This window comes from Pseudomonas sp. So3.2b, assembly GCF_019464415.1.
Classification (GTDB): Bacteria; Pseudomonadota; Gammaproteobacteria; order Pseudomonadales; family Pseudomonadaceae; genus Aquipseudomonas; species Aquipseudomonas shahriarae.
Genome location: NZ_CP080494.1, coordinates 1585536 through 1606968, shown reverse-complemented (window position 1 = coordinate 1606968; position 21433 = coordinate 1585536). Strand labels below are relative to the sequence as shown.

26 protein-coding genes are annotated in these 21433 nt (G+C 60.3%); 13 read left to right on the top strand and 13 right to left on the bottom strand.

Going from position 1 to position 21433, the window contains the following annotated elements; all coding sequences use genetic code 11:
• Window positions 1-93: 93 nt before the first annotated feature.
• On the top strand, window positions 94-558 hold the full coding sequence (locus K1X80_RS07125) for a CopD family protein (protein WP_057439857.1): 465 nt from the start codon (window positions 94-96) through the stop codon (window positions 556-558).
• A gap of 109 nt (window positions 559-667) precedes the next feature.
• Here the strand turns inward: K1X80_RS07125 and K1X80_RS07120 are convergent, their stop codons facing one another.
• The 3 genes from K1X80_RS07120 to K1X80_RS07110 all read right to left on the bottom strand — a co-directional run bounded on the left by K1X80_RS07120 (window position 668) and on the right by K1X80_RS07110 (window position 2585).
• Complete coding sequence (locus K1X80_RS07120) at window positions 668-1426, bottom strand: hypothetical protein (RefSeq protein WP_057958715.1); 759 nt, start codon at window positions 1424-1426, stop codon at window positions 668-670.
• Window positions 1419-1709: a DUF1145 domain-containing protein gene (locus tag K1X80_RS07115; RefSeq protein ID WP_220172754.1), complete on the bottom strand. Its 291-nt coding sequence runs from the start codon at window positions 1707-1709 to the stop codon at window positions 1419-1421. The genes K1X80_RS07120 and K1X80_RS07115 overlap by 8 nt, the downstream gene beginning before the upstream one ends.
• 180 nt (window positions 1710-1889) lie before the next feature.
• Window positions 1890-2585 (bottom strand): OmpA family protein, encoded by a 696-nt coding sequence (locus tag K1X80_RS07110; protein ID WP_120731974.1) that lies wholly within the window; start codon window positions 2583-2585, stop codon window positions 1890-1892.
• A gap of 191 nt (window positions 2586-2776) precedes the next feature.
• Between K1X80_RS07110 and K1X80_RS07105 the strand changes: the two genes are divergently transcribed.
• The 11 genes from K1X80_RS07105 to K1X80_RS07055 all read left to right on the top strand — a co-directional run bounded on the left by K1X80_RS07105 (window position 2777) and on the right by K1X80_RS07055 (window position 12395).
• Window positions 2777-3274: a DUF6231 family protein gene (locus K1X80_RS07105; protein WP_057439863.1), complete on the top strand. Its 498-nt coding sequence runs from the start codon at window positions 2777-2779 to the stop codon at window positions 3272-3274.
• Window positions 3275-3276: 2 nt separating this feature from the next.
• Window positions 3277-3747, top strand: a complete 471-nt coding sequence (locus K1X80_RS07100; RefSeq protein ID WP_057439866.1) for a YchJ family protein — start codon at window positions 3277-3279, stop codon at window positions 3745-3747.
• An 87-nt stretch (window positions 3748-3834) separates the two neighbouring features.
• A complete protein-coding gene (locus tag K1X80_RS07095; RefSeq protein WP_057439868.1) occupies window positions 3835-4326 on the top strand; it encodes an LEA type 2 family protein in 492 nt (163 codons plus the stop codon).
• Window positions 4323-4523 (top strand): SEC-C metal-binding domain-containing protein, encoded by a 201-nt coding sequence (locus tag K1X80_RS07090; protein WP_220172753.1) that lies wholly within the window; start codon window positions 4323-4325, stop codon window positions 4521-4523. The genes K1X80_RS07095 and K1X80_RS07090 overlap by 4 nt, the downstream gene beginning before the upstream one ends.
• 155 nt (window positions 4524-4678) lie before the next feature.
• Window positions 4679-5323, top strand: coding sequence for a glutathione S-transferase N-terminal domain-containing protein (locus K1X80_RS07085; protein ID WP_115127542.1), 645 nt, complete (start codon window positions 4679-4681; stop codon window positions 5321-5323).
• Between the two features lie 229 nt (window positions 5324-5552).
• The gene (locus K1X80_RS07080) at window positions 5553-7994 is read left to right on the top strand and encodes a penicillin acylase family protein (RefSeq protein WP_220172752.1); all 2442 of its coding nucleotides are present in this window, start codon (window positions 5553-5555) and stop codon (window positions 7992-7994) included.
• A 216-nt stretch (window positions 7995-8210) separates the two neighbouring features.
• A complete protein-coding gene (locus K1X80_RS07075) occupies window positions 8211-8993 on the top strand; it encodes a transporter substrate-binding domain-containing protein (RefSeq protein ID WP_057958713.1) in 783 nt (260 codons plus the stop codon).
• Between the two features lie 60 nt (window positions 8994-9053).
• Window positions 9054-9782 carry an ABC transporter permease gene (locus K1X80_RS07070; RefSeq protein WP_057439877.1) on the top strand — a complete coding sequence of 243 codons (729 nt, stop codon included), beginning with the start codon at window positions 9054-9056 and terminating at the stop codon, window positions 9780-9782.
• The gene (locus K1X80_RS07065; RefSeq protein ID WP_057958712.1) at window positions 9779-10489 is read left to right on the top strand and encodes an ABC transporter permease; all 711 of its coding nucleotides are present in this window, start codon (window positions 9779-9781) and stop codon (window positions 10487-10489) included. The genes K1X80_RS07070 and K1X80_RS07065 overlap by 4 nt, the downstream gene beginning before the upstream one ends.
• A gap of 9 nt (window positions 10490-10498) precedes the next feature.
• A complete protein-coding gene (locus K1X80_RS07060; RefSeq protein WP_057958711.1) occupies window positions 10499-11617 on the top strand; it encodes a succinylglutamate desuccinylase/aspartoacylase family protein in 1119 nt (372 codons plus the stop codon).
• Window positions 11618-11630: 13 nt separating this feature from the next.
• Window positions 11631-12395, top strand: coding sequence for an ABC transporter ATP-binding protein (locus tag K1X80_RS07055; RefSeq protein WP_057958710.1), 765 nt, complete (start codon window positions 11631-11633; stop codon window positions 12393-12395).
• Between the two features lie 186 nt (window positions 12396-12581).
• Here the strand turns inward: K1X80_RS07055 and K1X80_RS07050 are convergent, their stop codons facing one another.
• Entirely contained in the window at window positions 12582-12779 is a 198-nt protein-coding gene (locus tag K1X80_RS07050; protein WP_029297182.1) for a hypothetical protein, read from the bottom strand.
• A 107-nt stretch (window positions 12780-12886) separates the two neighbouring features.
• Window positions 12887-13453, bottom strand: a complete 567-nt coding sequence (gene dcd, locus K1X80_RS07045; RefSeq protein ID WP_003219273.1) for a dCTP deaminase — start codon at window positions 13451-13453, stop codon at window positions 12887-12889.
• A gap of 392 nt (window positions 13454-13845) precedes the next feature.
• Here dcd and K1X80_RS07040 point away from each other — a divergent pair, with 392 nt between their 5' ends.
• On the top strand, window positions 13846-14055 hold the full coding sequence (locus tag K1X80_RS07040) for a cold-shock protein (RefSeq protein ID WP_002554837.1): 210 nt from the start codon (window positions 13846-13848) through the stop codon (window positions 14053-14055).
• A 189-nt stretch (window positions 14056-14244) separates the two neighbouring features.
• Here the strand turns inward: K1X80_RS07040 and rpoS are convergent, their stop codons facing one another.
• The 8 genes from rpoS to K1X80_RS07000 all read right to left on the bottom strand — a co-directional run bounded on the left by rpoS (window position 14245) and on the right by K1X80_RS07000 (window position 21363).
• Window positions 14245-15249 carry an RNA polymerase sigma factor RpoS gene (gene rpoS / locus K1X80_RS07035; RefSeq protein WP_057958709.1) on the bottom strand — a complete coding sequence of 335 codons (1005 nt, stop codon included), beginning with the start codon at window positions 15247-15249 and terminating at the stop codon, window positions 14245-14247.
• A 105-nt stretch (window positions 15250-15354) separates the two neighbouring features.
• Window positions 15355-16188, bottom strand: a complete 834-nt coding sequence (locus K1X80_RS07030; protein WP_057958708.1) for a peptidoglycan DD-metalloendopeptidase family protein — start codon at window positions 16186-16188, stop codon at window positions 15355-15357.
• Between the two features lie 211 nt (window positions 16189-16399).
• Window positions 16400-17035: a protein-L-isoaspartate(D-aspartate) O-methyltransferase gene (locus K1X80_RS07025; protein WP_169865481.1), complete on the bottom strand. Its 636-nt coding sequence runs from the start codon at window positions 17033-17035 to the stop codon at window positions 16400-16402.
• A 41-nt stretch (window positions 17036-17076) separates the two neighbouring features.
• Window positions 17077-17826: a 5'/3'-nucleotidase SurE gene (gene surE / locus K1X80_RS07020; protein ID WP_057958707.1), complete on the bottom strand. Its 750-nt coding sequence runs from the start codon at window positions 17824-17826 to the stop codon at window positions 17077-17079.
• Complete coding sequence (gene truD, locus K1X80_RS07015) at window positions 17814-18872, bottom strand: tRNA pseudouridine(13) synthase TruD (protein WP_169990175.1); 1059 nt, start codon at window positions 18870-18872, stop codon at window positions 17814-17816. The genes surE and truD overlap by 13 nt, the downstream gene beginning before the upstream one ends.
• Window positions 18869-19342 (bottom strand): 2-C-methyl-D-erythritol 2,4-cyclodiphosphate synthase, encoded by a 474-nt coding sequence (gene ispF, locus K1X80_RS07010; RefSeq protein WP_029297241.1) that lies wholly within the window; start codon window positions 19340-19342, stop codon window positions 18869-18871. Before ispF ends, truD begins: the two co-directional genes overlap by 4 nt.
• A gap of 54 nt (window positions 19343-19396) precedes the next feature.
• Window positions 19397-20242, bottom strand: a complete 846-nt coding sequence (fghA, locus tag K1X80_RS07005) for an S-formylglutathione hydrolase (RefSeq protein WP_057958705.1) — start codon at window positions 20240-20242, stop codon at window positions 19397-19399.
• Between the two features lie 8 nt (window positions 20243-20250).
• Complete coding sequence (locus tag K1X80_RS07000) at window positions 20251-21363, bottom strand: S-(hydroxymethyl)glutathione dehydrogenase/class III alcohol dehydrogenase (RefSeq protein ID WP_057439887.1); 1113 nt, start codon at window positions 21361-21363, stop codon at window positions 20251-20253.
• Window positions 21364-21433 lie beyond the last annotated feature (70 nt).

Genomic DNA, 21433 nt, shown 5'->3' with positions numbered 1-21433 from the left:
TCGGGCGCAAAAAACGCTGGATAAATTTTCAGTGGTTCGGATCGGCCGCTATCATACCCCGCTAATTAATCCCGCGCAGAACGGAGTACCTCAATGACCGTGTTTAGCCTTGCCTACACCCTGCATGTATTGGCCGCCCTGGTATGGGTCGGTGGTATGTTTTTCGCCTGGATGATCCTGCGCCCGGCCGCAATGGCGGCGCTCGACGGCCCTCCACGGCTGAAATTGTGGATGAATGTGTTTCAGCGTTTTTTCGTGTGGGTCTGGGTCGCGGTGCTGATCTTGCCGATCAGTGGCGTCGGCCTGTTGCAACTGCGCTTCAACGGGTTTGAAACCGCGCCGCGTTATGTGCAAGTGATGATGGGCTTGTATGTGGTAATGACCGCGCTGTTTATCCGCATCCAGGCGTTACAACTGCCTGAACTGCGCACGGCTGTGGCGGCCGAGGACTGGGCGACGGGCGCGCAGGTGCTGGGAAGAATCCGAAAGCTGGTAGGGATCAATCTGATTGTCGGGTTGGTGGTGGTGGGCGTGGCTTCGGCTCGGCCGATGTTCTGAGGTTGTTCCTCAGTGCCTCATCGCGGGCAAGCCCGCTCCCACACTTTGATTTGTGAATACCTTAAAAATGTGGGAGCGGGCTTGCCCGCGATGGACCAGTGCCGATAGCTCAAAGCCGCTGGATGGTCACCGTACCGGCAGGCCCCGCCGGCCCCGCCTGGCCTTCCAGACCCGGCCGGCCTTTCTCGCCGCCGTCGGCACGGTACACCAGGCAGCCCTTGGACGCCCCGCCCTTGCCCGGCTTGCCGGCCACACCCGGTAAACCTCCCGCACCACCCTCGACCCAGACCTTGATCTGCTCACTCGGATAATCCCGCGGCAACTCGATGCGCACCGCCGCCCCCGCAGCCCCCGGCAGCCCGTCGCCGCCGTTGTCGCCATTGGCGCCACGTCCGGCCGAACCCCAGGTGCAACCAGGGTCTTCGCCATTGGCACCATCCAGGCCGCTGTAACCCTGGGCACCGGTGCCACCACGGGCATCGACGGACAGTTCTTCTGCAATCAACCCATTGATCCGCAGGGTCAGGTCACGCCCCGGCCGGGCCGGTTTTTCATGGGTGCCGGGCGCGCCACGGGAGGTGATTTGGCTGCCATGCTCCAACTGCGCGTGCCGCACCTGCAACTGCAGGGCCGAGGCGCTGGGCACGATGGCAATCCGCGCTTCGCGGCCCAGGTGCAGTTCGTCGACAGTGACCTGGGTGATATTGGCCGGAATCAACAAGGTGCCATAGTCCGCCACTTCCAGGCGCTCCAACTGCAGCACGCTGGTGCTGTTGGGCAAGCGCATCAGCGAGTGGGTCTCGACACTGACGCTTTCGGCCAGGGCAATGGGGCTGACCAGCAGGGCCAGGAGAAAAACCTTACGCATGATTGGCATCCTTGTTGTCTTGGTTAGCCGTAGGCGCAGGCAGGCCCTTTATATGGAACATCCCCAGCAACAGGATCAGCAGGCGGTCACGCCAGGGGTGAGCACGATGTTTGACGCTGGCGTTGAATAACACCAACTCCAGAAGATGGACCAGCAACAACAGGCTGCCGACCAGGTTGACCAACAGATGAAATGGATTAGTCAGCGGTTTGAACAGGTTGACCAGCACAACCGTCCAGAACAGCATCGCCAGCAACTTCCCCAATCCTAGCAACAGCTTCATGCCCTACGCCCCCTTGCACATTATTCTTTGGGCGCACAGTAACGAGTTCTACAGGCGATTTGCCAGTGAAGGATTAAAAAACTTGAGAAGGCTGCGACTTGGCGGCCAGATCGCCGAGATTCGTCTGATACAGCTGTAAGAAATGCCCCTGGCACCACCCAGGGGCATATCAGAAATGTCTTAGCGGTTGATTTGAATTTCCACGCGACGGTTCTGGGCGCGGCCGTCGGCGGTTTTGTTGTCGGCCACCGGATGGCTCTCACCAGCCCCCGTCACCGACACAAAGTTACTGCGGGGCACGCCGGAGCTGACCAGGTACTCGGTCACCGAACGGGCGCGTTTTTCCGAAAGTTTCTGGTTGTAGGCATCTTTACCGACGCTGTCGGTGTGCCCGCTGACCCGCAACTGCGCACTCGGCGCTTCCTGTTTCAGGCGTGTGGCAACCGTGTCGAGCTTGGTTTTGTCGGCGGCCGTCAGCCGGGCCGAATCGAACTCGAAGTGCACATCACGAATCACGATGGTCTCTTCCTGGACCACGACCACTTCCTCGACGACGACCGCCTCAGGTACCGGCGGGCAGCCGTTGGCATCCACCTGCACGCCCTTCGGGGTGCCCGGGCACTTGTCGCGACTGTCCGGGACGCCATCCGCGTCTTCGTCACCGTCGCCATGCACCCAGCAATAGGCGCCGGCCATGCCGCCAATCAACAATGCGCCACCGCCAGCCCATGAAGAGCTTTCGGTAGCGCCCAGCGCGGCCCCGGTTACGCCGCCGAGGGCGGCACAGGTGGGCCAGTCGGTTTTTTGCAAGCCTGCGCAACCTGTCAATACTCCGGTTAGCAGAACCAAGGGTAGAGCTGTCCGCATGATGCTCATTTGATTTCTCCTGAGGGGATCGGCCGCAAGCCGATGGGTGGAGTAAAGACCGCTCTTTTCATCTGCGCCAGCCGGCCATACCCCCGTATTCATTGGCCGAGGCCGCTTTTTCCGGTCGACAGGCGAGCGCCCGCTCTAGGCCCGCACGCTCAAGCAGGCTAGTCTTGAAGGTTCTGATGTGAGGATCTTCGATGACCGCCGGCAATTCTTCCCGTACTCCGCAGCAAGCACTCGCTGCCCTGCTTGATCGCCAAGCCCCCAAACGCCTGCTGGTGTTGGGCGCCGGCCACTTCCCGGCGCTGGAGGCATTCCAGCAGGCACACCCTGACACCGTGGTCTGCGTCGCCGGGCCTGGGCCATTGCCACCTGAGGTGGCCGCCCAGCGATTTGACCTGGCCCTGGTGGTCGATTGCCTGGAGCACCTGTCAAAACGTGCAGGTCTGGAGCTGCTGGGCGGCGTGCGCAACCTCAATGCCAGCCGCATCGCCGTTCTCGCCGACCTTGCCGCCTGCGGCTGGAAGGACACCGACTTTTTCTCCCTGGCCCTGCAGACCAATGAGCAGTTTTGCCGCGACAATCAGGTACTGACGCTGTTTACCTACGATCTGCTTGAATACAAACAAGTGCCGGACTGGCTGAATGCCCGGTTCTGGGCCAACCCGGAAAATTTCGGAAAGTATTGGTGGTAACCATGAGTACATCCATTTGCCCTTGCGGCAGCGGCAACCTGCTGGATGCCTGTTGCGGCCACTACCACACTGGCCACCCCGCGCCGTGCGCCACCGCGTTGATGCGCTCACGCTACAGCGCCTATGTGCTGGGGCTGGTGGACTACCTGGTGGCCACTACGCTACCGGCACAACAGAACGGCCTCGACCGTGATGCCATCGGGGCCTGGAGCGCACAAAGCACCTGGCTCGGCCTGGAGGTGGAAAGCTCCGAGGTGTTTGGTGGGCAGCCGGAACATGCCTTTGTCACTTTTACCGCACGCTGGCATGACAGCACCGGCGAACACAGCCACCGCGAACAGTCGTCTTTCGTACAGAACGATGGGCGTTGGTACTTTATTGATCCTACGGTGGAGGTGAAGGCCGGGCGTAATGATGCCTGCCTGTGCGGCAGTGGGCAGAAGTTCAAGAAGTGCTGTTCCAGTTACCTTTAAAAACCAAGGACACTGCGTTAAACCACACAACACTCGTCATCGTTGACGACCATCGCCGGCAAGCCGGCTCCTACAAGGGATTGCGTCATGGTCAGCCGATTACGAACCTACAGCTGTTTAATGGTATTGACCGTTGGCCTCTCGGGCTGTGCGTCCTGGTTCGCCGATGACACGCCGCCGCCACAGATCCACCTGGTCAAGGTCGAGTTGGTGCGGGCCAAGCTACTGGAGCAGAAATTCAAGCTGCACTTTCGCGTAGATAACCGTGACGACTCGGACCTCACCGTGCGCGGCCTGATCTATAAGATCAGCCTGGCTGACGTGGAGCTGACCGAGGGCGAATCCAACGAGTGGCTGACCATACCGCCCCATGGCCGGGGATTTTTCAAGGTCACGGTGCGCACCAACCTGTGGCCACAGGTGCGGGAGATCGCCGACCTGCTGAAAAATCCGCACCGCCCCATCCCCTATCGCCTGGAAGGTGAGTTGAAAACCGGATTATTCATCGGTAACGACGTGCACGTGATGCGCAATGGCGAGATAATCCCCGGCGATTTTATTCCGGAGCGACACCAATGACTCAGCAACCCCATGTCCATGGTCCTGACTGCAACCACAATCACGATCACCACGATCACGACCATGGTCATGTCCACGGCCCGAACTGCGGCCATGCCCACCAGGAACCGGTGCGCAACGCATTGAAGGACGTTGGCCGCAACGATCCATGCCCATGCGGCAGCGAGAAGAAGTTCAAGAAGTGCCACGGCGCCTGATACGCGTCCCGCAGGAGCCGGCAAGCCGGCTCCTACAGTTCTATCGTTAGACGCAAATATTTCATTGAATTTTCGGTAGCTGAGCACTACCTATACCTACAGGCACATCAGCGGGCGTCCTGCCCGTTCAAGCATCACCAATCCTGGAGAGCTTCATGATCGACCTGTATTACTGGACCACCCCCAACGGTCACAAGATTTCGTTGTTCCTGGAAGAAGCAGGCCTGCCCTACGAGGTGCACCCGATCAACATCGGCCAGGGCGACCAGTTCAAGCCAGACTTCCTGAAGATCGCTCCCAACAACCGCATTCCTGCCATTGTCGACCAGCACCCGAGCGACGGTGGCGCGCCGATTTCGCTGTTCGAATCCGGAGCCATCCTGCTGTACCTCGCGGAAAAAACCGGCCAGTTCCTGCCCAAGGACCTGCGCGGTCGCCAGGAAGTGCTGCAATGGTTGTTCTGGCAAATGGGCGGCCTGGGCCCGATGGCCGGGCAGAATCACCATTTCAGCCAGTTCGCCCCGGAAAAAATCCCCTACGCGATCAAACGCTACGTCGATGAAACCGCGCGCCTCTATGGCGTGCTCGACCGGCGCCTGGCGGACCGCAGCTTCGTTGCCGGCGAGACCTACAGCATTGCCGATATGGCGATCTACCCGTGGATCGTGTCCCACAAATGGCAGAGCCAGCGCCTGGAAGATTTCCCCCACCTGCATCGCTGGTTCAACCTGATCAAGGAACGCCCGGCGACAGTGCGAGCCTATGACCTGGTGCAGAAGGTCAACCCGCCGAAACCCTGATGCACGCTCCCCCCTGTGGGAGCTGTCGAGCCCCCGGCGAGGCTGCGATGCAGGCGCTGGGGCTGCCAGATACAGCACGATGCTCCTATCGCAGCCTGGCTAAAGCTCGACAGCTCGCACATGTGCTCAATCAAATCCTGAAAATTAGCATCGCCTCCCGCTTGCGTCGGTTCGCCGCGCTCACTAACGTAGCGCCTTTACTGACGCTACCCCCCGCAGGAGCTTTGCCATGGCCTCGCCAGCCCTTTCACGTTTTCTTCCCCGGTTCGGCGTTGCCGCGGCAGTGGCCAGTGCCTTGGGCCTGGCCGGTTGCCAGTCCCTGAACAGCCAGGACACCCTGCCCCCCGTTTCCGGCGTGCAGCCGCTCAAGGGCCTGGCGCAGAATGTTTCCGTACGGCGTAACAGCCAGGGCATGCCGCTGATTGAAAGCAATACCTTCCACGACGCACTGTTCACCCTCGGTTATGTGCACGCCAGCGACCGAATCAACCAGATGGTTACCCTGCGCCTGTTGGCCCAGGGCCGACTGGCGGAGATGTCCGGTCCGGACGTGCTGGATGTCGACCGCTTCATGCGCGCCGTCAACCTGAAGAAAAGCGCCAGCGAGCTGTACAACGCCTCGTCGCCGCGCCTCAAGCGCTTCTTTGAAGTGTATGCCCGCGGGGTCAACGCCTACCTGTTCCGCTACCGCGACAAACTGCCGACGGACCTGGCCCAGACTGGCTACAAGCCCGAGTACTGGAAGCCGGAGGACTCGGCGCTGTTGTTTTGCCTGCTGAATTTCAGTGAGTCGGCCAACCTGCAGGAAGAGTTGTCCGCCCTGGTACTGGCGCAAAAAGTCGGCGCCGACAAACTCGCCTGGCTGACCCCAAGCTACCCGGACGAACCGCTGCCTGTGGCGGAGTCCGACAAGCTCAAGGGCGTCAATCTCGGGCAGATTCCCGGCCTTGCCACGCTCAACAGCATCAACGAACACCTGGGCAGCCTTAACACCCTTGGGGTTTCCACCTCCAGCAACTGGGCCATCGCCCCGCAACGCAGCCGCAGTGGTCGCAGCCTGTTGGCCAACGACCTGTCTACGCCTATGCAGGCGCCGTCCCTGTGGAATTTCGTACAAATCCGCGCGCCGAAATACCAGGCGGTCGGGGTGTCGATTGCCGGGATTCCTACCTTGCTGTCCGGTTTCAACGGCAAGGTGGCGTGGAGCATGAGCCAGGTGTCCGGCGATACCCAGGACCTGTTCCTGGAGAAGGTCAAACGCCAGGGCAGCGCGCTGTACTACGAGCACAACGGCAAATGGCTGCCGACAATCGTGCGTAACGAAACCTTCTTCGCCAAGGGCCAGCGGCCGATTCGCGAGGCGGTGTACGAAACCCGCCACGGACCGTTGCTCAACAGCGCCCAGTCGCTGACCAGCGGTTACGGCCTGGCCCTGCAAACCGCCAGTTTCAAGGACGACAAGAGCCTGGATGCGTTTTTCGACCTGTCCCGGGCGCAGAATGTGGAAAAAGCCTCGGACGCCAGCCGCGAGATTCGGGCCATCGCCCTGAACATGGTATTTGCCGACGCCAGCAATATCGGCTGGCAGGTCACCGGGCGGTTCCCCAACCGCCGCGAAGGTGAAGGCCTGCTGCCCTCGCCGGGCTGGGACGGGCGCTTTGACTGGGACGGCTACGCCGATGCGATGCTGCATCCCTATGACCAGGACCCGCCACAGGGCTGGGTCGGCACGGCCAACCAGCGTACGGTGCCCCACGGCTACGGCATGCAACTGTCCAACTCCTGGGCCGCGCCGGAGCGCAGCGAACGCCTGGCGCAACTGGCCGGCAACGGCAAGCACGACAGCCGCAGCGTGATCGCCATGCAGTACGACCAGACCACGCTGTTCGCCGCCAAACTCAAAAGCATGTTCCAGGCGCCGGGCATGGCCCAGCCACTGAAGCAGGCGGTTGATGCCCTTCCTGCCGCTGAGCGGGCCAAGGCGCAGCAGGCCCTGGGCCGCCTGATGGCGTTCGACGGGCGGCTGGCAGCCACCTCGGCCGACGCCGCGATCTACCAACTGTTCCTGCAGGAAAGCGCCAGGCAGATTTTCCTCGACGAGCTGGGCCCGGAATCCAGCGCCACCTGGAAAGCCTTTGTCAGCAACGCCAACCTGTCCTACGCGGCCCAGGCCGACCATCTGCTGGGGCGTGAAGACAGCCCGTTCTGGGACGACCTGCGCACCCCTGGCAAAGAAGACAAACCGGCGATTCTCGCCCGCAGCCTGGCTGCTGCAATCACCGCCGGCGACAGCCAGTTGGGCGCAGATCACAAGGCCTGGCAATGGGGCAAACTGCACAGCTACACCTGGAAAAACACCGGCGGCCAGACGATTCGCGGCCCATTGGCAGCCGGCGGCGATCACAGTACGTTGAACGCAACGCCTTACAATTGGGGGCAGGATTTCGCCACCAGCCAAGTCCAGGCCCTGCGCATGATTGTCGATTTCGGCCAGGTGGAACCGATGATGGGTCAAGGCGGGATCGGCCAATCCGGCAACCCTGCCAGCCCGAACTATGCCAATGGCATTGATCCGTGGCTCAAGGCGCAATACCTGAGCTTCCCGATGCAGCCACAGAACTTTGAAAAGGTGTATGGCAAGACTCGTCTGACCCTGGTTCCGGGAAAGTAATCCCACGTAGGCGCCCCGCCCGCACTGCAATGGTGCTGAAGATTTTTAGCGCCCGATATCGGGCGCTTCCTACGTTACCCTTCGTGTAATCCCGCCAATTAAAAAGACTGTTCAGAACTATGGTGCAGAAATTGCTACTTGCGATTCGTCTGACACCGTTCAGTAACAGTCCTAATCGCGCCACAAGCGCTTATCTTGGTTCCCAGGGATTACATAATGAAAAAAGCATTGCTGACCCTTTCTGCACTCGCACTGTGCATGGCCGCCGGTACCGCCTTGGCCAAGGAATACAAAGAATTGCGTTTTGGTGTGGACCCTTCCTATGCGCCATTTGAATCCAAGGCCGCCGACGGCAGCCTGGTGGGCTTCGATATCGACCTGGGCAATGCCATTTGTGCGGAGCTGAAGGTCACCTGCAAGTGGGTGGAAAGTGACTTTGACGGCATGATCCCGGGCCTGAAAGCCAAGAAGTTCGACGGTGTGATTTCGTCCATGACCGTGACCCCGGCCCGCGAGAAGGTCATCGACTTCTCCAGCGAGCTGTTTTCCGGGCCGACCTCCTATGTATTCAAGAAAGGCTCGGGCCTGAGCGAAGACATCGCCTCTCTCAAGGGCAAGACCGTCGGCTATGAACAAGGCACCATCCAGGAAGCCTACGCCAAGGCTGTGCTGGACAAGGCCGGAGTGAAAACCCAGGCCTACCAGAACCAGGACCAAGTCTATGCCGACCTGACCTCGGGCCGCCTGGATGCGTCGATCCAGGACATGCTGCAGGCCGAACTGGGCTTTCTGAAATCGCCACAAGGGGCGGGCTATGAAGTCAGCAAGCCCGTAGACAGCGAATTGCTGCCCTCCAAGACCGCAGTCGGCATCGCAAAAGGTAACAAAGAGCTCAAAGCCCTTCTGGATAAAGGTATCAAAGCGTTACACGATGATGGCACCTACGCCACCATCCAGAAAAAACACTTCGGCGATCTGAACCTGTACAGCGGCAAATAACGCTGCGGCGCCCGCCGCTCCAAGGGGTGGGCGCACTACCGATTGCCAAAGGCGTACCCCATGTTTGAAGACCTGTTGCAGACCCTCGGGCTTGGCGCGTTCAGCTTGAAAGGGTTTGGCCCGCTGTTGCTGCAAGGCACCTGGATGACCATCAAGCTGTCGGTGCTGTCCCTGGCCGTCAGCGTGCTGCTGGGACTGATCGGCGCCAGCGCCAAGTTGTCGAGCCTGGCGCTGTTGCGCATTCCCGCGCAGCTGTACACCACCTTGATTCGCGGCGTGCCGGACCTGGTGCTGATGCTGTTGATTTTCTACAGCCTGCAAACCTGGCTGACCAGCTTCACCGACTACATGGAATGGGAATACATCGAGATCAACCCGTTCGGCGCCGGGGTGATTACCCTGGGCTTTATCTACGGTGCGTATTTCACCGAGACTTTTCGCGGCGCGATCCTCGCCGTGCCCCGCGGCCAGCTCGAGGCCGCCACGGCCTATGGCCTCAAGCGCGGGCAGCGCTTTCGCTACGTGACCTTCCCGCAAATGATGCGCTTCGCCTTGCCGGGCATTGGCAATAACTGGATGGTGATGCTCAAGGCTACGGCGCTGGTGTCGATCATCGGCCTGGCCGACGTGGTCAAGGCTGCCCAGGATGCCGGCAAAAGTACCTACCAACTGTTCTTTTTCCTGGTAGTGGCGGCCTTGATCTACCTGGCCATTACCAGCGCATCAAACTTCGTCCTGCGCAGGCTGGAAGCCCGTTACGCCGCCGGCTCACGGGAGGCCGTGCGATGATCGAACTGTTGCAGGAGTACTGGCGGCCTTTCCTCTACAGCGATGGCAACCATATGAGCGGCCTGGCCATGACGATGTGGCTGCTCACGGCCTCGATCTGCATGGGTTTCGTGGTGTCGATCCCACTGTCCATCGCCCGCGTCTCACCCAAGCGCTGGGTCCGTTGGCCGGTGCAGTTCTACACCTACCTGTTTCGCGGCACACCGCTCTATATCCAGCTGCTGATCTGCTACACCGGTATCTACAGCCTCGCTGCGGTTCGCGCACAACCATTGCTGGATGCGTTTTTTCGCGACGCGATGAACTGCACCCTTCTGGCCTTTGCCCTCAACACCTGCGCCTACACCACGGAAATCTTCGCCGGAGCCATCCGCAGCATGGCCCATGGTGAGGTCGAAGCGGCGAAAGCCTATGGCCTGAGCGGCTGGAAACTCTACGCCTACGTGATCATGCCGTCGGCCCTGCGCCGTTCATTGCCGTACTACAGTAATGAAGTGATCCTGATGCTGCACTCGACGACGGTAGCCTTTACCGCGACGATCCCGGACATCCTCAAAGTCGCCCGGGACGCCAACTCGGCCACCTTCCTGACTTTCCAATCGTTTGGTATCGCTGCGCTGATCTACCTGACCGTGACCTTTGCCCTGGTCGGTCTGTTTCGTCTGGCGGAGCGGCGCTGGCTGGCCTTTCTCGGGCCGAGCCATTAAGGAGCCCCTATGCGGCAACAGATTCATCCCCTCCTCGCCCCCGTGCCAGGCACGGCACGGCAGATCCACAGCTTTCACTTCGGGCCAGAGCAGGCCGAAGGCAAAATCTACATCCAATCCTCGCTGCACGCCGACGAACTGCCCGGCATGCTGGTGGCCTGGCACTTGAAGGTACGCCTGGCGGAACTGGCTGCAGCCGGCCGCCTGCGCAGCGAAATCGTGCTGGTGCCGGTGGCCAATCCAGTGGGCCTGGAGCAAGTGCTGATGGACATTCCCCTGGGCCGCTACGAGCTGGAGAGCGGGCAGAATTTCAATCGCCTGTTTGTCGACCTCAGTGACGAGGTCGGCAATCAGGTCGAGGGCCGGCTGGGGGATGATCCAAGGCGCAACGTCGCGCTGATCCGCGACAGCCTGCGCCAGGCCCTCGACCGCCATGTACCGGCCACGCAGCTGCAATCCCAGCGCCTGGTGCTGCAACGCCTGGCCTGTGATGCCGATATGGTGCTGGACCTGCATTGCGACTTCGAAGCCGTCGCCCACCTTTACACCACGCCCGAGGCCTGGCCGCAGGTCGAGCCGCTGGCCCGTTACATCGGCGCCGAAGCCTGCCTGCTGGCCACCGATTCCGGGGGGCAATCCTTCGATGAGTGTTTCACCCTGCTCTGGTGGCAATTGCAGCAACGTTTTGGCGAGCGCTTCGAGATTCCCCAGGGCAGTTTTTCCGTGACCCTGGAGTTGCGCGGCCAAGGCGATGTCAATCACGGCCTGGCCAGTCTCGATTGCCAGGCGATCATCGACTATCTGATCCGATTTGGCGCCATCAGCGGCGAACCTGCACCCCTGCCCGACTTGCCCTACCCCGCCACGCCGCTGGCTGCCGTCGAACCGGTGGCAACCCCGCTAGGTGGCTTGCTGGTGTTCCACGCGCTGCCAGGAGAATACCTGGAGGCCGGGCAGTTGGTCGCCGAGGTCATTGACCCCATTCACGACCGCGTCACCCCCGTTCACTGCCGCCATGCCGGCCTGATGTACGCCCGCTCGCTACGGCGCATGGCCACGGCCGGCATGGTGATTGCCCATGTCGCCGGCCTTACGCCCTATCGCAGCGGCTATTTACTATCGCCTTGAGGATGCACGCCCCATGTACAAACTGACCGTTGAAGGCCTGCATAAAAGCTATGGCGACCATGAAGTGCTCAAAGGTGTTTCGCTAAAGGCCAAAAGCGGTGATGTGATCAGCCTGATCGGCGCCAGCGGCTCGGGGAAAAGTACCTTCCTGCGTTGCATCAACTTTCTTGAACAACCCAATGACGGCGCCATTAGCCTGGATGGCCAGCCGATCCGTATGGTCAGCGACCGCCACGGCATGCGCGTGGCCGACGAAGCCGAGCTACAGCGCCTGCGCACCCGCCTGGCGATGGTGTTCCAGCACTTCAACCTGTGGAGCCATATGAGCGTGCTGGAAAACATCAGCATGGCCCCCCGCCGGGTCCTGGGCTGCAGCAAAAAGGACGCCGAGGACCGTGCCCGGCGTTATCTGGAGAAGGTAGGGCTGCCGGCACGGGTGGCCGAGCAGTATCCGGCGTTCCTCTCGGGGGGCCAGCAACAGCGAGTGGCGATCGCACGCGCCCTGGCGATGGAGCCGGAGGTGATGCTGTTCGACGAGCCGACATCGGCCCTCGACCCGGAACTGGTGGGCGAAGTGCTGAAGGTGATCCAGGGCCTGGCTGAAGAGGGGCGGACCATGATCATGGTGACCCACGAGATGAGTTTTGCGCGCAAGGTTTCCAGCCAGGTGCTGTTTTTGCACCACGGGCTGGTGGAGGAGGAAGGCACGCCGGAAGACGTGCTGGGCAACCCGAAAAGCGAGCGTTTGCGGCAGTTTCTAAGTGGCAATCTGAAGTAAGAGGCCAAGGCAAGAGGCCTTACTGTGGCGAGCGGGCTTGCCCGCGTCGGGCTGCGTAGCAGCCCCTGTAACGTTGCCGCCTGTCTTCAGATACACCGCGGCGCCAGGTTTCAGGGCTGCTGCGCAGCCCAACGCGGGCAAGCCCGCTCGCCACCACAAAAGCTACCAGCGGTTTGTGGAGGCCTGTCAGGCCACTGGAGCGGGTGGTGGCTCATCCGGCAGGGTCGGCACACCAGGCTCGGTAGGTTGTTCCGGGGTATCGGGGTCAGGCTGGCCAGGGATGCCGCCGGCGGCGGGGTCGGCCATCAGGGACCAGGCCAGAACACCAATCTGGTTGGGTTCAAGCCGGGCAAGTTCGGCGCTGATTCGCGGGTCGATCTTCATAGGGTACTCCTCAAGCGTGGCTCGGCGCGCTGTGCACGCGCCGAGGCAGTACTCCCAATAGAGTGCCTGCCCGCTGACAAATTCCCTTGCCCTGTAAGACGTTTCGATCAGGTGCGTGGCAGGGTGACGCCGCGCTGGCCCTGGTACTTGCCGCCACGGTCTTTATAGGACACTTCGCACTCTTCGTCGGATTCGAAGAACAGCATCTGTGCGACGCCTTCATTGGCGTAGATCTTGGCCGGCAAGGTGGTGGTGTTGGAAAACTCCAGGGTCACGTGGCCTTCCCATTCCGGCTCAAGCGGAGTCACGTTGACGATAATGCCGCAGCGCGCGTAGGTGCTCTTGCCCAGGCAGATGGTCAGCACATTGCGCGGAATACGGAAGAACTCGACAGTGCGCGCCAGGGCAAAGGAGTTTGGCGGGATGATGCACACGTCGCTCTTCACATCGACGAAACTCTTTTCATCGAAATTTTTCGGATCGACGGTGGCCGAGTTGATGTTGGTGAACACCTTGAACTCATCGGCGCAACGCACATCGTAGCCATAGCTGGAAACCCCGAACGAAATCAGGCGCTCGGCGCCCTCTCCGCGCATCTGGCGCTCGACGAAGGGTTCGATCATGCCGTGCTCTTGCGCCATGCGGCGAATCCACTTGTCCGATTTGATGCTCATGGCGGGTGTCCTGAATAGCGAGGTGGAAAATTCTGTTGGGCATCTTACCGGGGCTGGCCTCGCGGTTCAAAGGACGCGGGGGTTTTTCTTGATTAAGTTGCGCCCGATCACTGTCAGCCGTATGGGGCGGGCCCTGCCCCTGAATTAAAGGGCCGCAGGCCTGTAAAAGGCACCGCCAGTCACGAAAATAGAGAAACCTTCGGAAATACCATTGGCACGTTCCGGAAAAAGGGTTAAGGTGGCGCCACTGTGCTGCTTGTGTCACTGAGAATCTCTACACGATATGTTGAATTTCGATCCAACCATCTCCAAGAATTTTTCCTGCTCTTTGCACTCAGTCTCGGCCAGGGCTTTTCCTGAGTCGCAGTTAACTTTGTCCAAGGAGATACACCATGTCTAATCGCCAAACTGGTACCGTTAAGTGGTTCAACGATGAAAAAGGCTTCGGCTTCATCACTCCACAATCCGGTGACGACCTGTTCGTTCACTTCAAAGCTATCCAATCCGACGGCTTCAAAAGCCTGAAAGAAGGCCAACAGGTTTCTTTCATCGCTACCCGCGGTCAGAAAGGCATGCAAGCTGAAGAAGTTCAAGTTATCTAACTTGTACTGACTTAGTCGAAAGAACCCCGCCCTTAAAAGCGGGGTTTTTTTATGCCTGGAATTTGATGCTGCCCTTGCCAGCGAGAGCCGCCCTCAAGGTCGCCATCGTCGGCAAGCCGGGCTCCCACAACGCAAAACGCCCGGTGCATTCCCATGCACCGGGCGTTCTCATAGCTACCTTACAAGCCGTTACTGAAACAACGACTCACTCGACAAGCCATTCTTCTCCAGGATCTCCCGCAAACGCTTGAGACCCTCAACCTGGATCTGCCGCACCCGCTCGCGGGTCAAGCCGATCTCCAGGCCAACATCCTCCAGGGTACTGCTCTCATGGCCACGTAGACCGAAGCGGCGAATCACCACTTCGCGCTGCTTGTCCGTCAGCTCCGAAAGCCATTGGTCGATGCTCTGCGACAAGTCATCGTCCTGCAACAGCTCACACGGATCCGTTGGTCGGTCATCCGTCAGGGTGTCCAGCAGGGTTTTATCGGAATCCGGACCCAGCGAGACATCGACCGAAGACACACGCTCATTAAGACCCAGCATGCGCTTGACCTCTCCCACCGGTTTTTCCAGCAGGTTGGCGATCTCTTCAGGCGATGGTTCATGATCCAGCTTTTGAGTGAGCTCACGTGCTGCCCGCAGGTACACGTTAAGCTCCTTGACGACATGAATCGGCAACCGGATGGTCCGGGTCTGATTCATGATTGCCCGTTCGATGGTCTGGCGAATCCACCAGGTAGCGTAGGTCGAGAAGCGAAAACCCCGCTCGGGGTCAAACTTCTCCACTGCCCGGATCAGGCCGAGGTTGCCCTCTTCGATCAAGTCCAACAGGGACAGCCCACGATTGACATAGCGTCGGGCGATTTTCACCACCAGTCGCAGATTGCTTTCAATCATGCGCTTGCGCCCAGCAGGATCACCCTTTTGCGACAGTCGCGCAAAATGGACTTCTTCTTCGGGAGTGAGCAAGGGGGAAAAGCCGATTTCATTGAGATACAACTGGGTCGCATCGAGCGCCCGGGTGTAATCAATGTACTTATGCTGTTTTAACGCTGTGGAGTTTTTGGACTTGGTACGAACTGAAGGTACAGCGGGTCCCTCATTCGACATCGAATCCGTACCGATGCCGGTCTCCATAAGGAGAACCTCATCGTCGATGTCAAACTCCGGCGCTTCTTTACTGAGAGCCATTGTTATAGTCCTTTGGTGAGTTCGACCTCAAGCTCAAGCGACGCCTTTATCCTTGGCAACGCTGGAGCCTGTTCCTTCTACGTGAGGGAACAGGCTGACAACACATCAACGCCGGGGTAGGAATTGCAGTGGATCTACAGGCTTACCTTGGCGGCGAATCTCAAAGTGCAGTTTCACCCGGTCTGTACCAGTTGACCCCATCTCGGCAATTGTCTGTCCGACTTTGACTTGCTGCCCCTCCCGAACCAACAACCTGCGGTTATGACCGTAGGCACTGACGTAGGTATCGCTGTGTTTGATGATGACCAATTCGCCGTAGCCCCGTAAACCACTCCCGGCGTATACAACAGTCCCATCAGACGCAGCTAAAACAGGCTGTCCCAAATCCCCGGCGATATCAATGCCTTTATTCAAACTACCGTTTGAAGAGAATTTTCCAATAAGAATGCCATTTGAGGGCCATCCCCAACCCTTCGGCGCAGGCCCCACAGGTGGCAACGGCGCGGGTGCCGGCTTCCTCGCAGCCGCCGGCGCAGCGGTGCCTGCAGGCCGGGTGAAGACCGTCGTCTTGCTGGAAGAAGAAGCCGAGGAACCGGATTTTGTCACAACTGCCGTGGGTGCCGAACCCGTGCGCCCATCGAAACGTATCGTTTGCCCCGGATGTATCGTATAGGGCACCGGGATGTTGTTCCGCGCGGCCAGCGCCTTGTAATCCCAACCATAACGGAAGGCGATCGAGAACATAGTATCGCCCTTGCGCACCACGTACTGCCCGGTGGTCACCGTAGGCCGCTGCGGTGCCGCGCTATTGCGGTCGACGACCCGTGCCCCGCCGCCTGTGTTGGAACAGGCAGCCAACAAGGAACTCAAGACAAGGCCAATCACCAGTCGCTGAAAGCTCGTTTTACTCATACGCTGCGCAATGACTGTGAGACTCACCCGCCGCTCCCTTTGTGGTGGCTGAAACATGAACGCCTGTATCAGGCTTGAAATATGTCGCCAGTATAACTGGCTGCCGGACTTTAACCGGCAACAAGGTAGAAACGAAAAATTCATCTCGTTAAGTAACTACCCAACTTGATGTTGACTCAATGAACCCCGCTGTAAGACACATACCCGGCAATAGAATTCAGTGCGCCGTCATAAATGATCAGGCCAGCGGCCCATTAAGTAACGGCACAAAACGCACTGCCCCCAGGACATGCCGCGAAAAACCTTCTTCTTCGCGCACAATCAACATCAGTTGCTGCACTTCACCCGACCCGACCGGAATCACCAGGCGCCCACCCGGGGCCAGTTGGTCGAGAAGCGCCTGAGGCACATCCGTGGCCACGGCCGTCACGATGATGCCGTTATAGGGCGCCAATGCCGGCCAGCCCTCCCAGCCGTCCCCCCAGCGAAACACCACATTGCGCAGGTTCAATTCCACCAGGCGCTCCTTGGCCCGGTCCTGCAGGACCTTGATCCGCTCGACGGAAAACACCCGCTCCACCAACTGCGAGAGCACGGCGGTCTGGTAGCCGGAGCCGGTGCCGATTTCCAGCACTTTGTCCAGCGGACCCGCCGCCAGCAGCAGCTCGCTCATGCGCGCCACCATGTAGGGCTGGGAGATGGTCTGGTTATGGCCAATGGGCAGCGCGGTGTCTTCATAGGCGCGATGGGCCAGGGCCTCATCGACAAACAGATGACGCGGGGTACGACGGATGACTTCCAACACCTGGGCGTTGGACAGCCCCTCTTCGTAGAGCCGCTGGATCAATCGCTCACGGGTGCGCTGGGAGGTCATGCCGATGCCACGGCGCAACAGGTCGTCCTGTTCACGAGCCATCAGCGCAGCCCCTCCAGCCAGGGATCGAGACCACCGAAGGCATCATTGAAGGTGCGATCAAGTTGTAACGGGGTAATCGAAACATAACCTTGCATCACCGCATGAAAGTCCGTGCCCGGCCCGCCATCCTCGGCGTCGCCCGCTGCAGCAATCCAGTAGCCTTCCCTGCCACGGGGATCGACCACTTTCAGCGGTGCCGCGGCGCGGGCGCGATGGCCCAGGCGGGTCAACTGGATACCGCGAATATGGTCCAGGGGCAGGTTGGGGATATTGACGTTGAGCACTGTACGTGGCGGCAGCACCAGGGTGTCGTGGGCCTCCACCAGTTTGCGCGCGAAGTACGCGGCGGTCGCCAGGTTATCCACCTGGCGCGACGCCAACGAAAAGGCAAATGCCGTGCGTCCCAGGAAACGCCCTTCAAGGGCCGCCGCCACGGTGCCGGAGTACAACACGTCATCGCCCAGGTTGGCGCCCAGGTTGATCCCGGAAACCACTAAATCCGGCTCATCGACCAGCAAACTGTTGATCGCCAGGTGCACGCAATCGGTCGGCGTGCCATTTACGCTGATAAAGCCGTTGGCCAACGTTTGCGGGTGCAAAGGACGGTCGAGCGTCAGCGAACTGCTGGCGCCGCTTTTGTCCTGGTCCGGTGCAACCACCACGCACTCGGCGTAATCGGCCAGCGCAGCATGAAGCGCGGCAAGGCCGGGGGCGGTGACCCCGTCGTCGTTAGATATCAGAATACGCATGGGCTGTCCGTCTGCCCCACCGGCACCAGATCAACAAGCTCGCGCACCAAAACAGTGGCGAAGCATCCGGCCGGCAGGACGAATTCCAATTGCAGAATGTCAGTCTCGGGATAATGCCACGTCAACCCGCCAATGGGCAGTCGCAGAATGCGTCGCTCCTGACTCATGCCGGCTTTGGCCAGCCAATCGCACAGGTCTGCTTCGCTCGCTGCGACGGTTTGCTCCAGCGCATGGGTGGCGCCGCTGGCGGGCGATTCGCCTTCACCCCACTGCGGGCCGGTGGGATGCAGGTCGAGGATGGCCAGGCGCGGATCGCTGCACTCCGCCTCCCCGGCCGGGAAAAAGCTGCGGCTGTCGGTGAACGCCAGCAAGTCACCGACCTGGGCGCGCTGCCATGAACCATCGGCAACCCGCGCCGCCAGCACTTTATTGAACACAAAGCTGCGCGCGGTCGACAGCAGGCGCGAACGCACATTGCGCTGCTCCGGCAAGGCCTTGCGGGTCGCCCAGTCGCGGGCATCGACGACGTTACCGCCGTTATGGCCAAACCGCTGGGCGCCGAAATAGTTGGGGATACCCTGTTGGGCGATCAGCTGCAGGCGCGCATCGATCGCGGCGTGGTCACCGACCAGTTGGGTCAGGCGCAGGGTAAAACCGTTGGCCGCATGGGCGCCACGCTGCAACTTGCGCTTGTGGCGGGCGGTCTTGAGGATCTTCAGGGTGTCGTTTTCCGCCGCGCTCAGGTCTGGATCGGCCTTGCCGGGCAGTTGCACGCTGAACCACTGGCGGGTCAGCGCCTGGCGATCCTTGAGGCCGGCATAGCTGACCGTGCGCAAGGGCACGCCGGCAGCCTTGGCAATGCGCCGCGCGGCCTCTTCGGTGTTCAGGCCACGCTTTTCCACCCACAGCCACAGGTGCTCGCCTTCGCCGGTCAGCGGGATATCCAGCACCTCGTCCACCTGGAAGTCCTCAGCCGTCGCCTTGAGTACCGCGCTGCCCAGTGCTTCACCATAGGCCCGCGGCCCCAACAGTTGCAGGTCGTTCATGCGCGCAGCAACAAGGCGACGGAGTGCACGGCGATGCCCTCTTCTCGACCGGTAAACCCGAGTTTTTCGGTGGTGGTGGCTTTCACGTTGACTTGATCCAGTTCTATTTGCAGATCGGCGGCAATCACTGCGCGCATCGACTCGATATGCGGGGCCATTTTGGGCGCCTGGGCGACGATGGTGTTATCGACATTACCGACCTTCCAGCCCTTGGCATGGATCAGGCCGACCACATGCCGCAGCAGCACGCGACTGTCCGCGCCCTTGAAGGTGGGATCGGTGTCCGGAAAGTGTTTACCGATATCCCCCAACGCCGCCGCGCCGAGCAAGGCATCGCTCAAGGCATGCAGCACAACGTCGCCGTCGGAATGAGCCAGCAACCCATGGTGGTGCGCAATGCGCACGCCGCCCAGGGTGATGAAGTCGCCTTCGGCGAAACGGTGCACATCATAGCCGTGGCCAATACGCATAAAAAAACGCCCCGAGTTAATTCAGGGCGTGATTCTACCTACTTTTGCCGGACATTAACCGAGCAAAGCACGTCCATGATGACGCAAGTGGTCCTCGATGAAGCTGGCGATAAAGAAGTAGCTGTGGTCATAACCCGGCTGCAGGCGCAGCTCCAGCGGATGGCCGGCGGCCTTGGCGGCTTGTTGCAAGGCCTCGGGCTTGAGCTGGGTGGCGAGGAAGTCGTCGCGATCGCCTTGGTCCACCAGCAACGGCAGTTTTTCCGAGGCTTCGCTGATCAGCACGCAGGCATCCCATTCGCGCCACTTCGAACGCTCTTCCCCCAGGTAGCGGGAAAAAGCCTTCTGCCCCCAAGGGCAATCCATCGGATTGTTGATCGGCGAGAACGCCGACACCGACTGGTAGCGCCCAGGATTGCGCAAGGCACACACCAGCGCACCGTGGCCGCCCATGGAGTGCCCGCTGATGCCACGCTTGTCGGAAGCCGGGAAATGCGCTTCAACCAACGCCGGCAATTCCTGCACTACATAGTCATGCATCCGATAGTGCTTGCTCCACGGCTCTTGCGTGGCATTCAAGTAAAACCCGGCACCCAGGCCAAAATCCCAGGCATTCTCCGGATCGCCCGGTACACCCGGCCCACGGGGGCTGGTGTCCGGCGCGACGATGATTATTCCCAGTTCGGCCGCCATACGTTGCGCGCCGGCCTTTTGCATGAAGTTCTCATCGGTGCAGGTCAGCCCCGACAGCCAGTACAGCACCGGCAACTTGCCGCCCTGCTCCGCCTGGGGTGGCAGGTAGACGGCGAAGGTCATGTCGCAGTCCAGCACATCGGAATGATGTTTGTAACGCTTATGCCAGCCGCCGAAGCTCTTCTGGCATGACAGGTTTTGCAGACTCATGGCCGACCTCAGAAATGGATGACGGTACGAATGCTCTTGCCTTCATGCATCAGGTCGAACGCCTTATTGATATCTTCCAGGCCCATGGTGTGGGTGATGAAGGTATCCAACGGGATTTCACCGCTCTGGGCCATTTCCACGTAGCTTGGCAACTCGCTGCGGCCACGCACGCCACCGAAAGCCGAACCGCGCCAGACGCGACCGGTCACCAGCTGGAAGGGACGGGTGGAAATTTCCTGGCCGGCCCCGGCGACACCGATGATCACCGACTCGCCCCAACCTTTGTGGCAGCACTCCAGGGCCGCGCGCATCAGTTGGACATTGCCGATGCACTCGAAGGAAAAGTCCACGCCGCCGTCGGTCAAATCGACGATAACGTCCTGGATCGGCCGGTCGTAGTCTTTCGGGTTGATGCAGTCGGTGGCGCCCAGTTGCTTGGCGATTTCAAACTTGGCCGGGTTGATGTCGATGGCGATGATACGGCCGGCCTTGGCCTTCACTGCACCGATCACAGCCGACAAGCCAATCCCGCCGAGGCCGAAGATGGCCACGGTATCGCCCGGCTTGACCTTGGCGGTGTTGATTACCGCACCGATACCGGTGGTGACGCCGCAGCCCAGCAGGCAGACTTTTTCCAGCGGAGCTTCTTTAGGAATCTTGGCCACGGAGATTTCCGGCAACACGGTGTATTCGGAAAAGGTCGAAGTACCCATGTAGTGGAAAATCGGCTGGCCCTTGTAGGAGAAGCGCGTCGTGCCGTCCGGCATCAGGCCCTTGCCCTGGGTTGCGCGGATGGCCTGGCACAGGTTGGTCTTGCCCGACAGGCAGAACTTGCACTTGCCGCATTCCGGGGTGTACAGCGGGATCACGTGGTCACCCACGGCTACCGAGGTCACACCTTCGCCAATCGCTTCGACTACCGCACCGCCTTCATGGCCGAGGATCGACGGGAAAATACCCTCCGGATCGGCGCCCGACAGGGTGTAGGCATCGGTATGACAAACCCCGGAGGCAACCACGCGCAGCAGGACTTCACCAGCCTTGGGCATGGCGACATCCACTTCCACGATCTCCAGTGGTTTCTTGGCTTCAAAGGCGACAGCGGCGCGTGACTTGATCATCCGGGTTTCTCCTGGGGCTTAAAAAGTAAGACGGGCAGTGTAAAACATGGCTCATTGATTAATAATCCAG

What these genes read in the sequence shown, in the direction of transcription:
- K1X80_RS07060 (WP_057958711.1), top strand. Translation starts at nt 10,499, where the DNA reads ATGCGGCAACAGATTCATCCCCTCCTCGCCCCCGTGCCAGGCACGGCA.
- rpoS (WP_057958709.1), bottom strand. Translation starts at nt 15,249, where the DNA reads ATGGCTCTCAGTAAAGAAGCGCCGGAGTTTGACATCGACGATGAGGTT.
- K1X80_RS07110 (WP_120731974.1), bottom strand. Translation starts at nt 2,585, where the DNA reads ATGAGCATCATGCGGACAGCTCTACCCTTGGTTCTGCTAACCGGAGTA.
- dcd (WP_003219273.1), bottom strand. Translation starts at nt 13,453, where the DNA reads ATGAGCATCAAATCGGACAAGTGGATTCGCCGCATGGCGCAAGAGCAC.
- K1X80_RS07105 (WP_057439863.1), top strand. Translation starts at nt 2,777, where the DNA reads ATGACCGCCGGCAATTCTTCCCGTACTCCGCAGCAAGCACTCGCTGCC.
- K1X80_RS07080 (WP_220172752.1), top strand. Translation starts at nt 5,553, where the DNA reads ATGGCCTCGCCAGCCCTTTCACGTTTTCTTCCCCGGTTCGGCGTTGCC.
- K1X80_RS07055 (WP_057958710.1), top strand. Translation starts at nt 11,631, where the DNA reads ATGTACAAACTGACCGTTGAAGGCCTGCATAAAAGCTATGGCGACCAT.
- K1X80_RS07075 (WP_057958713.1), top strand. Translation starts at nt 8,211, where the DNA reads ATGAAAAAAGCATTGCTGACCCTTTCTGCACTCGCACTGTGCATGGCC.
- K1X80_RS07000 (WP_057439887.1), bottom strand. Translation starts at nt 21,363, where the DNA reads ATGATCAAGTCACGCGCCGCTGTCGCCTTTGAAGCCAAGAAACCACTG.
- K1X80_RS07125 (WP_057439857.1), top strand. Translation starts at nt 94, where the DNA reads ATGACCGTGTTTAGCCTTGCCTACACCCTGCATGTATTGGCCGCCCTG.
- K1X80_RS07115 (WP_220172754.1), bottom strand. Translation starts at nt 1,709, where the DNA reads ATGAAGCTGTTGCTAGGATTGGGGAAGTTGCTGGCGATGCTGTTCTGG.
- K1X80_RS07085 (WP_115127542.1), top strand. Translation starts at nt 4,679, where the DNA reads ATGATCGACCTGTATTACTGGACCACCCCCAACGGTCACAAGATTTCG.
- K1X80_RS07040 (WP_002554837.1), top strand. Translation starts at nt 13,846, where the DNA reads ATGTCTAATCGCCAAACTGGTACCGTTAAGTGGTTCAACGATGAAAAA.
- K1X80_RS07050 (WP_029297182.1), bottom strand. Translation starts at nt 12,779, where the DNA reads ATGAAGATCGACCCGCGAATCAGCGCCGAACTTGCCCGGCTTGAACCC.
- K1X80_RS07025 (WP_169865481.1), bottom strand. Translation starts at nt 17,035, where the DNA reads ATGACCTCCCAGCGCACCCGTGAGCGATTGATCCAGCGGCTCTACGAA.
- truD (WP_169990175.1), bottom strand. Translation starts at nt 18,872, where the DNA reads ATGAACGACCTGCAACTGTTGGGGCCGCGGGCCTATGGTGAAGCACTG.
- K1X80_RS07095 (WP_057439868.1), top strand. Translation starts at nt 3,835, where the DNA reads ATGGTCAGCCGATTACGAACCTACAGCTGTTTAATGGTATTGACCGTT.
- K1X80_RS07100 (WP_057439866.1), top strand. Translation starts at nt 3,277, where the DNA reads ATGAGTACATCCATTTGCCCTTGCGGCAGCGGCAACCTGCTGGATGCC.
- ispF (WP_029297241.1), bottom strand. Translation starts at nt 19,342, where the DNA reads ATGCGTATTGGCCACGGCTATGATGTGCACCGTTTCGCCGAAGGCGAC.
- K1X80_RS07065 (WP_057958712.1), top strand. Translation starts at nt 9,779, where the DNA reads ATGATCGAACTGTTGCAGGAGTACTGGCGGCCTTTCCTCTACAGCGAT.
- K1X80_RS07120 (WP_057958715.1), bottom strand. Translation starts at nt 1,426, where the DNA reads ATGCGTAAGGTTTTTCTCCTGGCCCTGCTGGTCAGCCCCATTGCCCTG.
- K1X80_RS07090 (WP_220172753.1), top strand. Translation starts at nt 4,323, where the DNA reads ATGACTCAGCAACCCCATGTCCATGGTCCTGACTGCAACCACAATCAC.
- surE (WP_057958707.1), bottom strand. Translation starts at nt 17,826, where the DNA reads ATGCGTATTCTGATATCTAACGACGACGGGGTCACCGCCCCCGGCCTT.
- fghA (WP_057958705.1), bottom strand. Translation starts at nt 20,242, where the DNA reads ATGAGTCTGCAAAACCTGTCATGCCAGAAGAGCTTCGGCGGCTGGCAT.
- K1X80_RS07070 (WP_057439877.1), top strand. Translation starts at nt 9,054, where the DNA reads ATGTTTGAAGACCTGTTGCAGACCCTCGGGCTTGGCGCGTTCAGCTTG.